The 13517-nt window shown below is 72.2% G+C and carries 12 protein-coding genes and 1 pseudogene; 3 read left to right on the forward strand and 10 right to left on the reverse strand.

All coding sequences use genetic code 11. The features are described from left to right. Window positions 1-181: 181 nt before the first annotated feature. From QNO09_RS37550 to QNO09_RS37580, 7 genes are all read right to left on the reverse strand, one after another. The gene (locus QNO09_RS37550) at window positions 182-1225 is read right to left on the reverse strand and encodes an NUDIX hydrolase (protein ID WP_283974719.1); all 1044 of its coding nucleotides are present in this window, start codon (window positions 1223-1225) and stop codon (window positions 182-184) included. A 143-nt stretch (window positions 1226-1368) separates the two neighbouring features. After that, window positions 1369-1566: a hypothetical protein gene (locus QNO09_RS37555; protein ID WP_283974720.1), complete on the reverse strand. Its 198-nt coding sequence runs from the start codon at window positions 1564-1566 to the stop codon at window positions 1369-1371. Between the two features lie 64 nt (window positions 1567-1630). Beyond that, the gene (locus QNO09_RS37560; protein ID WP_283974721.1) at window positions 1631-1867 is read right to left on the reverse strand and encodes a hypothetical protein; all 237 of its coding nucleotides are present in this window, start codon (window positions 1865-1867) and stop codon (window positions 1631-1633) included. A 221-nt stretch (window positions 1868-2088) separates the two neighbouring features. Further along, on the reverse strand, window positions 2089-4482 hold the full coding sequence (locus QNO09_RS37565; RefSeq protein ID WP_283974722.1) for an ATP-binding cassette domain-containing protein: 2394 nt from the start codon (window positions 4480-4482) through the stop codon (window positions 2089-2091). 146 nt (window positions 4483-4628) lie between these two features. Further along, window positions 4629-5045 (reverse strand): VOC family protein, encoded by a 417-nt coding sequence (locus QNO09_RS37570; RefSeq protein ID WP_283974723.1) that lies wholly within the window; start codon window positions 5043-5045, stop codon window positions 4629-4631. Between the two features lie 10 nt (window positions 5046-5055). Beyond that, window positions 5056-5499: a helix-turn-helix transcriptional regulator gene (locus QNO09_RS37575; protein ID WP_283974724.1), complete on the reverse strand. Its 444-nt coding sequence runs from the start codon at window positions 5497-5499 to the stop codon at window positions 5056-5058. A gap of 346 nt (window positions 5500-5845) precedes the next feature. Further along, the gene (locus QNO09_RS37580; RefSeq protein WP_283974725.1) at window positions 5846-6799 is read right to left on the reverse strand and encodes an ROK family protein; all 954 of its coding nucleotides are present in this window, start codon (window positions 6797-6799) and stop codon (window positions 5846-5848) included. A gap of 274 nt (window positions 6800-7073) precedes the next feature. On the opposite strand from QNO09_RS37580, the gene QNO09_RS37585 reads away from it, so the two are divergent. Both QNO09_RS37585 and QNO09_RS37590 read left to right on the forward strand, forming a co-directional pair. Beyond that, window positions 7074-8060, forward strand: coding sequence for a LacI family DNA-binding transcriptional regulator (locus tag QNO09_RS37585; RefSeq protein ID WP_283974730.1), 987 nt, complete (start codon window positions 7074-7076; stop codon window positions 8058-8060). A 7-nt stretch (window positions 8061-8067) separates the two neighbouring features. After that, window positions 8068-8883 carry a hypothetical protein gene (locus tag QNO09_RS37590; protein ID WP_283974726.1) on the forward strand — a complete coding sequence of 272 codons (816 nt, stop codon included), beginning with the start codon at window positions 8068-8070 and terminating at the stop codon, window positions 8881-8883. Here the strand turns inward: QNO09_RS37590 and QNO09_RS37595 are convergent. Together QNO09_RS37595 and QNO09_RS37600 are read right to left on the reverse strand one after the other, a co-directional pair. Further along, a complete protein-coding gene (locus QNO09_RS37595; protein ID WP_283974727.1) occupies window positions 8829-10760 on the reverse strand; it encodes a serine/threonine-protein kinase in 1932 nt (643 codons plus the stop codon). The two genes, QNO09_RS37590 and QNO09_RS37595, sit on opposite strands and share 55 nt — an antisense overlap. A 161-nt stretch (window positions 10761-10921) precedes the next feature. Then, complete coding sequence (locus QNO09_RS37600; protein WP_283974728.1) at window positions 10922-12217, reverse strand: DUF6986 family protein; 1296 nt, start codon at window positions 12215-12217, stop codon at window positions 10922-10924. 194 nt (window positions 12218-12411) lie between these two features. Here QNO09_RS37600 and QNO09_RS37605 point away from each other — a divergent pair, with 194 nt between their 5' ends. Next, window positions 12412-13317 carry an endonuclease/exonuclease/phosphatase family protein gene (locus QNO09_RS37605; RefSeq protein WP_283974729.1) on the forward strand — a complete coding sequence of 302 codons (906 nt, stop codon included), beginning with the start codon at window positions 12412-12414 and terminating at the stop codon, window positions 13315-13317. A gap of 58 nt (window positions 13318-13375) precedes the next feature. On the opposite strand, the pseudogene QNO09_RS37610 reads toward QNO09_RS37605, so the two are convergent. Then, window positions 13376-13517 (reverse strand): annotated as a pseudogene (locus QNO09_RS37610) (electron transfer flavoprotein subunit alpha/FixB family protein); the annotation flags it as partial.

Here is a 13517-nt window from a genome sequence, read left to right on the forward strand (position 1 = left end):
AAGGGATTGTTTGCGGACATGGAAAAGTGTTGACGAGAGCGGGGAACGCGAATACCCGGCGCGTGAAGGTCCGAGGGGGGTTCCTTGGGCAGGGATTGGCCGTGGCTCCGCCGTCGTTTCCTCTCGCTTTTCCCTCGGAATTTCCCGTGCCGGGTAAAGGGCACGCGCGCGGCGCCCGCCGTCAGCCGACGGGAACCCCGGCCTCCAGGTAGAAGGCCGCTCCGCGCTCACGGGCCCGCAGGGCCCAGCGCAGCCGCTCGTAGCGCACCGGGGGCAGCAGGCCGGCTGCCTCCTCCTCGGTGACGAACCGCCAGGCGCGCAGCTCCGGGCCGGGCAGCAGCAGCCGGCCGGCCTCAGCGGAGCGGAGGAGGCCGCCGTCGAAGAGCAGCCGCAGACCGCCGAACCCGGGGGGCACGGGGCGCTCCCAGTCGACGACGAGCAGGCCGGGCACCTCGTCAAGGCTGATGCCGGTCTCCTCGGCGACCTCGCGCATCCCGGCGCGCGCCGGTGCCTCCCCGGGTTCGACGACGCCGCCGGGGAACTCCCAGCCGGCCTTGTACGTGGGGTCGACGAGCAGCACCCGGTCCCGCTCGTCGAAGAGGAGCACCCCGGCGGCGAGTGTCTCGGCGGTGGGCTCCGGCGTCTGCACGATGTCGCAGACGGGCACGGACCCGCTGGTGACGGCGTCGGCGATCCGGACGGCCGTCTGGTACGGCGTGAGGTCGCTGTTGTCGACCGGGTGGGCGTCGGCGGTGAGCCAGGAGGCGAGTGCGGCCCGGTACGGCTCGATGTGGTCGAAGGACCACTGGCGTATTCGTATCTCGTCCTCGGGCAGGTCCCGCGGTACCTCGCGGCCCGCTATGCGTTCCCGCAGTATCGTTTCGGCCGGAGTGAGCAGGATGTGGCTGACCGGAATCCTGCGCGCGGCCAGCCCGCCGAAGATCTCGTCGCGGTACTCCTGGCGCAGCAGGGTCATGGGGACGACGAGGGTTCCGCCGAGTTCGGCGAGCATCGCGGCCGCCGTGTCGATCACGAGCCGTCGCCAGATCGGCAGGTCCCGGAAGTCGCCGGCCTCGGCGAGGCGTTTGGGCGGCAGCAGGTGGGCGAGCGTGCCGCCGATGACCTCCGGGTCGAAGAGTGTGCTGTTCGGGATCAGGTCGATCAGCTCCCGTGCGGTGGTGGTCTTCCCCGCACCGAACGCGCCGTTGATCCAGACGACGGTCACAGGTCCCCCTCTTCTGTTGGCCCCCTGAGGCTTGCCCGTTCCACCCTGCCACGGAAACCAGCCGCAGTTGAGGGCGCATGACGACGGCGCCGGCGCCCCCTCTGGCGGGAGCGCCGGCGCCGTGGCCGCGAGCCGTGGGGCCGTCAGCCCTTCTTGTGCTGGGCGCCGTCCTCCCGGTCCAGGGACAGGCCGTCCTTGGCGACGGTCTCGTCGAGGGTCTTGAGGGTCTCGTCGACGCTCAGGGTGCCCAGACCGTCCCCGAGGGCGTGGGACGGGGTGACCGCCGCGACGACGAAGCCGGTGGCGAGGGAGGCGATGGCGAGCATGCTGCGCTTCTTCATGCCCGACTCAACGGCCGGACCCGCCGCGGGGTCACGCAGCCTCCTACGACCGGGCGACGGCGCTTCAGGCGGAGTCCCCGTCCCGCTCGGCCGCCCACGCCTCGGGGCCGCCGCCGCGCCACTCGATGAGCCCCGTGGCCGCCACGTACGCCTCGTCCGCGTCCTCGATACCGGCCCGCCGCAGGAACTCGGCCACATCGATCGGTCCGTAGGCGATGCCGAGGAACTGGTCGTCCACACGGACCCGACGGCCGCCGTCCGCGGCGGGCGGGTAGACCACGACGGGTTTCACGGACGCCATGGCACCAGGGTGGACGGGAAGTACGCCGGCCGCGCGCCGGGCTGGGCCGTTCAGCCCGTCTTGCGCGTCGGCCGGAACTCGTGGACGTCGGCGGTGAGGGTGCCGTCGTGCTGCTCGTAGCGGCGACAGGGCGAGACCGAGGCCGAAGAAGGGGGGCCCATTCGCCCACGAAGATGCCCCAGCGGTCGCCGTGGGCGAGGCCGGTACCGGCCGCATCTTCGTCAGGCGCCCACGTAGGCCGCCAGGTGCTCCCCGGTCAGCGTGGAGCGGGACTCGACGAGGTCGGCCGGGGTGCCCTCGTAGACGATCCGGCCGCCGTCGTGGCCCGCGCCGGGGCCCAGGTCGATGATCCAGTCGGCGTGCGCCATGACCGCCTGGTGGTGCTCGATCACGATGACCGACTTGCCGGAGTCGACCAGCCGGTCGAGCAGGCCCAGCAACTGCTCCACGTCCGCGAGGTGGAGGCCGGTGGTCGGCTCGTCGAGGACGTACACGCCGCCCTTCTCGCCCATGTGCGTGGCCAGCTTGAGCCGCTGCCGCTCGCCGCCGGACAGCGTGGTGAGCGGCTGGCCCAGTGTGAGGTAGCCGAGCCCCACGTCGGCGAGCCGCTCCAGGATCTTGTGAGCGGCCGGGGTGCGGACCTCGCCGCCGCCGAAGAGCTCCTCCGCCTCGGTCACCGGCATGGCCAGCACCTCGCTGATGTCGCGGCCGCCGAGGCGGTACTCCAGCACCGACGCGTCGAACCGCCTGCCCTCGCACTCCTCGCACGGTGTGGCGACGCTCTGCATGATCGCCAGGTCGGTGTAGATGACACCGGCCCCGTTGCAGGTGGGGCAGGCCCCCTCGGAGTTGGCGCTGAACAGGGCCGGCTTCACCCCGTTGGCCTTGGCGAAGGCCTTGCGGATCGGGTCGGCCAGCCCGGTGTACGTCGCCGGGTTGCTGCGCCGGGAGCCGCGGATCGGGGTCTGGTCGATGGCCACCACGCCCTCGTCGGCCGGGATCGAGCCGTGCACCAGGGAGCTCTTGCCGGAGCCGGCGACGCCCGTGATGACCGTGAGCACGCCGAGCGGGATGTCGACGTCGACGCTTCGCAGGTTGTTCGCCGAGGCGCCCCGGATCTCCAGCGCGCCGGTCGGCTCGCGGACGGCCGCCTTGATCTTGGCCCGGTCGTCGAGGTGACGGCCGGTGACGGTACCGCTGCCCCGCAGCCCCTCCAGGGTTCCCTCGAAGCAGACGGTGCCGCCCGCCGTGCCCGCGCCGGGGCCGAGGTCCACGACGTGGTCGGCGATGGCGATCGTCTCCGGCTTGTGTTCCACGACCAGCACTGTGTTGCCCTTGTCGCGCAGGCGCAGGAGCAGGTTGTTCATCCGCTGGATGTCATGGGGGTGCAGGCCGATGGACGGCTCGTCGAAGACGTAGGTGACGTCGGTGAGCGAGGACCCGAGGTGGCGGATCATCTTGGTGCGCTGGGCCTCGCCACCGGAGAGCGTGCCCGACGCCCGGTCGAGCGAGAGGTAGCCGAGACCGATCTCCACGAACGAGTCGAGGGTGTGCTGGAGCTTGGTGAGCAGCGGCGCCACCGACGGCTCCTCCAGCCCCCGCACCCACTCCGCCAGGTCGCGGATCTCCATCGCGCAGGCGTCGGCGATGTTGACCTTGCCGATCCTGGAGGAGCGGGCGAGCTCGCTGAGCCGGGTGCCGTCGCACTCGGGGCACCGGGTGAAGGTGACCGCCCGGTCCACGAAGGCGCGGATGTGCGGCTGCATCGACTCGCGGTCCTTGGACAGGAAGGTCTTCTGGATCTTCGGGATCAGCCCCTCGTACGTGAGGTTGACACCGTTGACCTTGACCTTGGTCGGCTCGCGGTACAGGAAGTCGTGCCGCTCCTTCTTGGTGTACGCGCGGATCGGCTTGTCCTTGTCGAAGAAGCCCGACTCGGCGATGACCCGCACCACCCAGCCGCCGCCGGTGTAGGTGGGGATCGTGAACGGGTCCTCGGACAGCGACTTGGAGTCGTCGTAGAGCTGGGTGAGGTCGATGTCGGAGACCCTGCCCCGGCCCTCGCAGTGCGTGCACATGCCGCCGGTGCGACTGAAGGACACCTTCTCGGTCCTGGTCTTCTCGGCACCGCGGTCCACCGTGAACCCACCGCTCGCCGACACCGAGGCGGTGTTGAAGGAGAACGCGCCGGGCGGGCCGATGTGCGGTGTGCCGAGCCGGCTGAAGAGGATCCGCAACATCGCGTTGGCGTCGGTGGCGGTGCCCACGGTGGAGCGGGGATCGGAGCCCATGCGCTGCTGGTCGACGGCGATCGCGGTCGTCAGCCCGTCCAGCACGTCGACCTCGGGCCGGGCCAGGTTCGGCATGAACCCCTGCAGGAAGGCGCTGTAGGTCTCGTTGATCAGGCGCTGCGACTCCGCCGCGATCGTGTCGAACACCAGCGAGCTCTTGCCCGAGCCGGAGACGCCTGTGAACACCGTGAGCCGGCGCTTGGGGATCTCGATGCTGACGTCCCTGAGGTTGTTCTCGCGTGCGCCGTGCACGCGGATGACGTCATGGCTGTCGGCGACGTGCGGTCCTGCCGACCGTCTGTCCGTCGTCGTGGCCTTGCTCATGGTGTCTCCATCTGTCGGGCGGTGCCGCCGCGCTCGGACGATCTCGCTCCCCCGCGCCCCGCCGGGGCACGGAGGGCGGAAGCCGGCGGCACCGCGTGGCCGTGCGGGAACCCGCGGGTGACGCGTCGTGCTGTGCGGGCTTGCCTCTACTGGGTCTTGAGCTGCTGGATGCGGACCATGTTGCCCGCGGGATCGCGGAAGGCGCAGTCGCGCACTCCGTAGGGCTGGTCCACCGGCTCCTGGACCACCTCGGCGTCGCCCGCCTGCACCCGCTCGAAGGTGCCGTCGACGTCGGTGGTGGCCAGCACGATGCTGGCGTAGGTGCCCTTGGCCATCATTTCGGTGATGGTGCGGCGCTCGTCCTCGGTGATGCCGGGGTCGGCGGCCGGCGGGTGCAGCACGATGTTCGTGCCGGGCTGGCCGACGGGGCCGACCGTGATCCAGCGCATGCCCTCGTATCCGACGTCGTTTCTGACTTCGAAGCCGAGAGTGTCGCGGTAGAACGCCAGGGCGGCGTCCGGGTCGTCGTGCGGAAGGAAACTGGCGTGAATCCGAAGGTCCATGGCCCTCACGCTAGTTTCGGCTCGACGCGGGCGCTTCTCGATTCCTGACCGGTCTGGTCACCTGCTTGGCCACGCACGACGGAATGCCCGCCGTCGCCCGGGCCGCCTCGCGCCGGTAGGCACTGGGCGGCATGCCCACCAGCTCGGTGAAACGGGTGCTGAAGGTGCCCAGCGACGCGCAGCCGACCTCGAAGCAGACCTCCGTGACACTGAGGTCGCCCCGGCGCAGCAGCGCCATGGCGCGCTCGATGCGCCGCGTCATGAGATAGCTGTACGGCGACTCGCCGTACGCCTGCCGGAACTCGCGGCTGAGGTGTCCCGCCGACATGTGCACGCCTCGGGCGAGCGCCTCGACGTCCAGAGGCTTCGCGTACTCCCGGTCGATCCGGTCCTTGACGCGGCGCAGTCGGGCGAGATCGCGCAGGTGCTGTGCCGAGGCGGGTCTGCTGCTCACACACGTGATCGTGCCACATCACACGGACATGCGGTCGATTTCCGGGTGTCCCGGACGGCCGGGCCCCGTGGCGGGAAGGGACGGGCCAGAAGCGCCCCGGCGGCATCCGGGGAGGGCCGTGAGCCGGAAGGCAAACGGTCGGCCCGCTCCCGCGCTCACAGGCCCCGTGAGCCCCGACACCCTCCCCAGGCTGAACGTTCCTGCCCGATCGGCCGGGCCGGGCTCAGACCCCTGCCGCCGCCGCATCCCTCCGCTTCGCCAAGGTCGCCGCCGCGCCCGCCCGCCCGGTGAGCCCCGACACCCTCCCCAGGCTGAACGTTCCTGCCCGATCGGCCGGGACCCGGGCTCAGACCCCTGCCGCCGCCGCGTCCCTCCGCTTCGCCAGGGCTGCCGCCGCCGCGCCCACCAGACCGGCGTCCGTGCCCATCTGCGCCGGGGCCACGGTCAGGTTCCGGACGAAGGACAGGGTCGCGTAGGCGCTCAGGGCCTTGCGCAGAGGGGCGAAGAGGACCTCGCCCGCCTTGCCCACGCCCCCGCCGATCACGGCGATGTCGATCTCCACGAGGGTCGCGGTGGCGGCGATCCCGGCCGCCAGGGCCTGGGCGGCCCGCTCGAAGGAGGCGACGGCGACCGGGTCACCGGAGCGCGCCGAGGCGGCCACCGCGGCGGCGGAGGTGTCCCCGTCGGGGCCGGGCCGCCAGCCGTTCTCCAGGGCTCGACGGGCGATGTTGGGGCCGCTCGCGATGCGCTCCACGCAACCGTGCGAGCCACAGGGGCAGGGATCGCCGTCGAGGTCCACGCTGATGTGGCCGATGTGCCCCGCGTTGCCGGTCGGCCCCGGGTGCAGCCGGCCGCCGAGCACCAGGCCGCCGCCGACGCCCGTGGAGACGACCATGCACAGCGCGTTGTCGTGACCGCGGGCGGCGCCCTGCCAGTGCTCGGCCGCCGTGATCGCCACACCGTCGCCGATCAGCTCGACCGGCAGGCTCCCGGCAGCGGCCCGGACCCGGGCGACGAGCGGATAGTCGCGCCAGCCCGGCACGTTCACCGGGCTCACCGTGCCCGCGGAGGCATCCACGGGCCCGGCGCTGCCGATGCCCACGGCCCTGGCCCGCCCCCACAGCGGTGACGCGGTGAGCTCACCGAGCACCTCCTCCACCGCCCGCATGACGGTGTCGCCGTCCTCCCGGGCGGGCGTCGGCCGCTGGGCGCGGACCTGGATCCGGCCGTGGCCGTCCACCAGGGCGCCCGCGATCTTGGTGCCGCCGATGTCGAGCGCGGCCACGAGGTCGGTGTGCATCAGAGTCGGATCTCCCCGTCGGGCATGAGAAAAACGCCGAGAAAGCCATGAAGAGCAGGGCAGGCAGCGGACCGGTCCCGCGACGGTACGCGAGGCCGGAGATTGCGGTGGACAGTCTCCCCCGAGCCTGACAACGTTGTCCAGGCTCTATGCTCGACGCCACATCCTCATACAAACCCAGGATCGACGCACCCCCGTGGACGACAGGACAGGACACCGCACCGTGCCCCAGACCCCCCTCCGATCCGCAACGCGCTACGGCACCCGGCCGACCATGAAGGACGTCGCGGCGCGCGCCGGAGTCGGCCTCAAGACGGTCTCCCGTGTCGTGAACGGGGAGCCGGGGGTCACCCCGGAGACGGAGCGGCGGGTCCAGGAGGCGATCGACGCGCTCGGCTTCCGCCGCAACGACAGCGCGCGGGTGCTGCGCAAGGGGCGCACGGCGAGCATCGGCCTGGTCCTGGAGGACCTCGCGGACCCGTTCTACGGGCCGCTGAGCCGCTCCGTCGAGGAGGTGGCCCGCGCACACGGCGCCCTGCTGATCAACGGCTCCAGCGCGGAAGACCCCGAGCGGGAGCAGGAACTGGTGCTGGCCCTGTGCGCGCGGCGGGTGGACGGGCTGGTGGTGATCCCGGCCGGGGACGACCACCGGTATCTGGAACCCGAGCTCAAGGCCGGTGTCGCCACGGTGTTCGTGGACCGGCCGGCCGGTCACATCGACGCCGACGTGGTCCTGTCGGACAACTTCGGCGGCGCCCGCGACGGCGTCACCCATCTCATCGCGCACGGGCACCGCCGGATCGGCTTCATCGGCGACATGCCGCGCATCCACACCGCCGCCGAAAGGCTGCGCGGCTACCGGGCGGCGATGGAGGACGCGGGCATACCGGTGGCGGACCCCTGGATGTCACTCGGCGTCACGGACCCCGAGCGGGTGCGCAGGGCCGCCGAGCAGATGCTGGCGGGCCCGGACCCGGTCACCGCGATCTTCGCGGGCAACAACCGGGTGACGGTCACCGTGATCCGGGTGCTCGCCGAGCAGACCCGCCGCGTCGCCTTCGTCGGATTCGACGACATCGAGCTCGCCGACCTGCTCCAGCCGGGCGTCACCGTCGTCGCCCAGGACGCCTCGGACATCGGCCGCACCGCCGCGGAGCGCCTCTTCCGGCAGCTGGACGGCACCCTCGTCACCCCCGAGCGCATCGAGCTGCCGACGCGGCTGATCACCCGCGGCTCGGGCGAGATCCCACCGGCGGACTGAGCGGCCCATGGACGACGCCGCCGATCGCACGCTGCGGGCCCTGGGCCTGGCCGAGGCGCCGCGTGAGCATCCGCTGCTCTACCCGGGGGCGTGGCCTGCGGATTCCGGGCTCCTCGACGGGGACCGCTTCCTGCCGCCGGAGCGGTTGGTGTACGAGGACCGCACCCCCGTCATCGCCATCGGCTCCAACGGCTGCCCGGGCCAGCTGCGGCACAAGATGGCGGAGTTCGGGATCAGGTCGCCCCTGCCGATGGTGAAGGCCCGGGTGACGGGTGTCGACGCCGGCGTCTCGGCGCATGTGAGCCGCATGGGGTACGTGTCGGCCTCGCCGGTCGGCGCCCCGGAGACGGTGCGGGAGCTGTTCGTCCTGTGGCTCGACGCCGAGCAGCTCGCCGTGATCGACGCGAGCGAGGGCGTGCCGGTGCCGGGCGGCAACTTCGACCGGGCCTGGCTTCCGTCGCCCGACGTGCGGATCGACCTCGCCGACGGCACCCGGCTGCCCGGCGCCTACGCCTACGTCAACCGGCACGGCGTCCTCCACGACGGCACGGGCACCCCGCGCACGCATCCCGGTGAGCGGGAGCTGCTGACCGAGCTGCTGGTGAGCGTGGAGCGCCTGCGGGAGCTGTTCGGCGTCGTGCCCGAGGAGTTCTGCGCGCGGGCCCGCGGAGACCGGCGGCTGTGCGAGCGGGGTACGCGGCTGTTCATCGAGGAGAAGCTGGTGACGGCCTCCGGTCTCGAACGGTACGCGGCCGCCTCGGCGCGGGGTCAGCAGAGCGGCAGCCCGGGGACCGGCGCGTCGTTGTCGCCGCCCTTGATGTAGACGTCGCTGACCCAGACGTCGGTGTTGCCGCTGTCGTCGTCGGTCTTCGCCCACCAGACGTTGGTCCACTCCCCGGACGTCTCGCGGCGGCCCAGGTTCTGCTGGCAGTAGAAGTAGTTGGTGCCCGCCTTGAGGATGCCGACCTTGGTGCCGGAGGCGGTGTGGGAGTCGGCGGTCTTCCAGACCTGGCAGTTGTACCTGCCGCCGCCGATGGCGTGGCAGACCGGGGCCGGGGTGGTCGAGCCGCCGCCTGTCGTACCGCCGTCCGCGGCGCCACCACCGGTGGTGCCGCCGTCCGACGTCCCTCCGCTCGTGCCGCCCGTGCCGTCGCCGTCCGAGGACGCGGCGGGGTCCGAAGGGGTCGCCTCGCCGGAGGGCTGAGGGCCCTTCTTCTCCGCGGGCTTCTCGGACGGCGCCTTGCCCTTTTCGTCCCCCTGCTGCGTGGGCTTCGGGGCGTTCGAGCCGTCGTCCGCGCCCCCGGACCCGCCGGGGGCCGCGGCCGGCGTGGGGGCGGCGTCGGTGCGGCCGTCGCTCCCCTTGCCGCCGGAGTCGCTCATCAGGGCGGCCGTCGTACCGGCGGTGGCGAGGACGAGGGTGACGGCCGCGGCGGCGAGGAGGGCACGGTTCCTGCGGCGGGGCGCGGCACGGTCGGCGTTCATCGGGCCGGTGGGTGCCGTGCCCGCGGTCTCGGCCGGACCGAAGCCCTGGGGGCCGGTACCCGAGCCGTGCGCGCCGCGGTCCGCCGGCGCGAGGTGACCGGGGGTCGGGCCCTGCGCGCCGGAGTCCGGGCCCGGTGGGCCGAACCCTCCCGGCGCCGGGTGGCCGGGGCCACCGTGACCGGCTGCCCCGAACGCGCCCGCCGCGCCGAAGTCCGGCGTGTTCGTGCCTTCATGGGGCCCTGCGGCGCCGGACTGCGGCGGGCCGAATCCCGGCGGTACCGACGGGAGGCTGCGTTCCGTCTCAGGCCGCGGAGGCGGGGCCGCGACGCCCGGCGCAGGAGAGGTCGGTGCCTGCGTGCCGCCCGAGTCCGCGATCGTCCGGAGCATGTCGCGGGCCTGGTCGGCCTCCGGGCGGGACTCGGGGCGCTTGTCCATCAGCTGCTGGAGCACGGGCTCGAGGGGGCCGGCGTGACGGGCCTCGGGCAGCGGCTCGGTGACGATCGCGGTGAGCGTGGAGAACGTCGACGTACGGCGGAAGGGCGAGGCACCCTCGACGGCCGCGTACAGCGTGGCCCCGAGGGCCCAGACGTCGGAGGCAGGGCCCGGGTCGGCGCCCTGGGCACGCTCGGGGGCCAGGTAGTCGAGGGATCCGACGAGTTCGCCGCTGCGCGTGAGGTGCGTGGCGGAACCGTCTCCGGGATCCTCCATCGTGGCGATGCCGAAGTCGGTGAGGACGACCCGGCCCGAGCGGTCGAGCAGGATGTTGCCCGGCTTGACGTCCCGGTGCAGGACGCCCGCGCGGTGGGCGGCGGACAGCGCGTCCATGACCTTCGCGCCGATCCCGGCGGCCTCCGCCGGGTCCAGCGTGCCGCGCTCGCGCAGGACGTCGTCCAGGGACGGTCCGTCGACCAATTCCATGACGATGATCGGACGGCCGTCGACCTCGGCGATGTCGTGCACGGCGATGACGCCGGGGTGGCGCACCCGGGCCGCCGCGCGCGCCTCGCGCTGCATCCGCAGTTGCAGACCGGCCAGTTCCGGACCGGCCGCGTCGGTGTAGGTGCGCAGTTCCTTGACCGCGACCTCACGGCCGAGGACCTCGTCGACGGCCTTCCAGACGATGCCCATGCCGCCGCGTCCCAGCGCCGCCGTGACGCGATATCGGCCTGCCAGCAGCCGCCCGATCCCGTCCGTCCGCCCGTGCTCCCCCGTCGACACCCCTGCCCCGTTCCTGTGACCCACCAGATGCACTGACACCGTCAGTGCGTGGCGTACAGGCTACGGGGCGGGGGTGACGGCGCCGGCCGCCGGTGACGGCTGTGACAGGGCCGATACGTGCGGGCCCAGCCGTCGGGGGGAGGCCGCTCGGAGGGAGGCCGTCAGGCGGACGCCGTCAGATCCCCGCGCCGGGGCACCGCGAAGCTCTCCAGGTCCGCCCGGGTCAGGCCGGCCAGCCGGGCGACCTCGCCGATGTCCAGGGCACCGCAGTCCAGGCCGCGCAGCAGGTAGCCGCTGAGGGCCTTGGCGGTGGCGGGCTCGTCCATGACGTCGCCGCCGGTGCGGTTGGCGTACCGGGACAGGCGGGCGGCGGCCTGCTCGTAGCCCTCGCGGTAGAAGGCGAAGACGGCCGCGTAGCGGGTGGGGATGTGGCCGGGGTGCATGTCCCAGCCCTGGTAGTAGGCGCGGGCCAGGGCGCGGCGGGTGAGGCCGTAGTGCAGGCGCCAGGCTTCGTGGACCTTGGCGGTCGGACCGACCGGCAGGACGTTCGTCGAGCCGTCCGAGACGCGTACGCCCGTACCGGCGGCGGCGACCTGCATGACGGCCTTGGCGTGGTCCGCGGCGGGGTGGTCACTGGCCTGGTGGGCGGCGGAGACGCCGAGGCAGGCGCTGTAGTCGAAGGTGCCGTAGTGCAGGCCGGTGGCGCGGCCCTCGGCGGCCTGGATCATGCGGGCGACGGTGGCGGTGCCGTCGGCGGCGAGGATGGCCTGGCTGGTCTCGATCTGGATCTCGAAGCCGATCCGGCCCGGTGCGAGGCCGTGCGTCTTCTCGAAGGCGTCCAGCAGCCGCGCCATGGCGGTGACCTGCTCGGCGTACGTCACCTTCGGCAGGGTGAGCACCAGCCCGTCGGGCAGGCCGCCGGACTCCATGAGGCCGGTGAGGAAGATGTCGAGGGTGCGGATGCCCCGGGCGCGTACGGGCGCTTCCATGCACTTCATGCGGATGCCCATGCAGGGGGCGGCGGTGCCGTTGGCGTAGGCCTCGGCGATGAGACGCGCGGCGCGGGCGGCGGCCTCGTCCTCCTCGGCGTCGGGGCGGTTGCCGTAGCCGTCCTCGAAGTCGACGCGCAGGTCCTCGATCGGCTCGCGCTCCAGCTTGGCGCGCACGCGCGCGTGGACGGGCTCGGCGAGGTCGTCGGCGAGGCCGAGGACGGCGGCGAAGGCCTCGGCGTCCGGGGCGTGCTCGTCGAGGGCGGCCAGCGCCCGGTCGCCCCAGGTACGGACGGTGTCGGCGGCGAAGACGTCGCCGGGTACGTAGACGGTGTGGACGGGCTGGCGGGTGCCGGGGTCTCCGGGATAGCGGCGCTCCAGCTCGGCGTCGACCGGCGCGAGGGAGGCGCTGATCTCCTCGCTGACGGCGCCCGCGAGGCTCGTCGCCACCTTCTCCTGCTGACCCATGCCAAGACCCTCCTATTTTCCGCTCTACGGAATCAACAATCCGTAGAGCGAAGTTATCGGCCGACCTTCGGCCTGGTCAACACCGTCGTGAAGTGGGATTCCCCATCCTTCACCCATGGTCACCGCAGACCCGTCGGCATCTTCCGTATTCAGCAGGCAAGCTTCATCCTGACGCCCAAGGGGAGGGAGACCGCGTGCCGAACGAGGTCGGAGTGACGCGCCGCCACGGGCTCAAGGCAGCCGCGGCGGCCGCCATCGCAGGACCGCTGCTCACCAGTGCGGGCCCCACACAGCCCGCTTCCGCCGACGAGCACCCGGGCGCCCTGAACGTCATGACGTTCAACGTGCGCTTCGCGACCGTCGTCGACGAGACACCGCGCTGGGCCGTGCGCCGACCGGTGATGCGAGAGCTGCTGCGCCGCGAGCGACCGCACCTCATCGGCATCCAGGAAGGGCTCTACCGGCAAGTGCGCATGATCGAGCAGGATCTCGGCGGGCACTACGACTGGATCGGCATCGGACGCGGAGGCGGCAGCAAGGACGAGTTCATGGCCGTCTTCTACGACACGCGCAGACTCGAACCGATCGAATTCGATCATTTCTGGCTGTCCGACACCCCGTACACGATCGCTTCGAACACCTGGGACGCCGACTGGCTGCGCATGGTGACCTGGGTCCGTTTCGCCGATCTGGCCGACGGGGGACGGGAGTTCTACGTCCTCAACACCCACCTGGACAGCGTCAGCCAGTACGCCCGGGAGCGCTCGGCGGGGCTCATCGGCGACACGATCGCCGCGTGGGACCGGTCGATACCGGTCATCGTCACCGGCGACTTCAACGCGGCCGCCCACGACAACCGGGTCTACGACCTCATGCTGGACATCGGACTGGTGGACGCCTGGGACGCGGCCGCCTCGCGGAGTCCGGCGTACGGGACGCACCACGGCTACCGGGCGCTCAAGCCCGGCGGGCGGCGCATCGACTGGATCCTCACCACCCCCGGGGTGACCACGCACTGGGCCGGGATGAACACCTTCAGCAGGGACGGGACGTATCCGAGCGACCATCTGCCGGTGCAGGCCTCGATGACCCTGGGATGAGAAGAGGCCCCCGTGACCACTCTGGAGTGTCACGGGGGCCTTCCACGGCCGGGGCCGATCAGCCCTTGCGGGTCTTGATCTCCTCGGTGAGGGCCGGGACGACGTCGAAGAGGTCGCCGACGACGCCGTAGTCGACGAGGTCGAAGATCGGGGCCTCGGCGTCCTTGTTGATCGCCACGATCGTCTTCGAGGTCTGCATA

The sequence above is a fragment of the Streptomyces sp. 378 genome, from assembly GCF_030124145.1.
Lineage (GTDB): Bacteria > Actinomycetota > Actinomycetes > Streptomycetales > Streptomycetaceae > Streptomyces.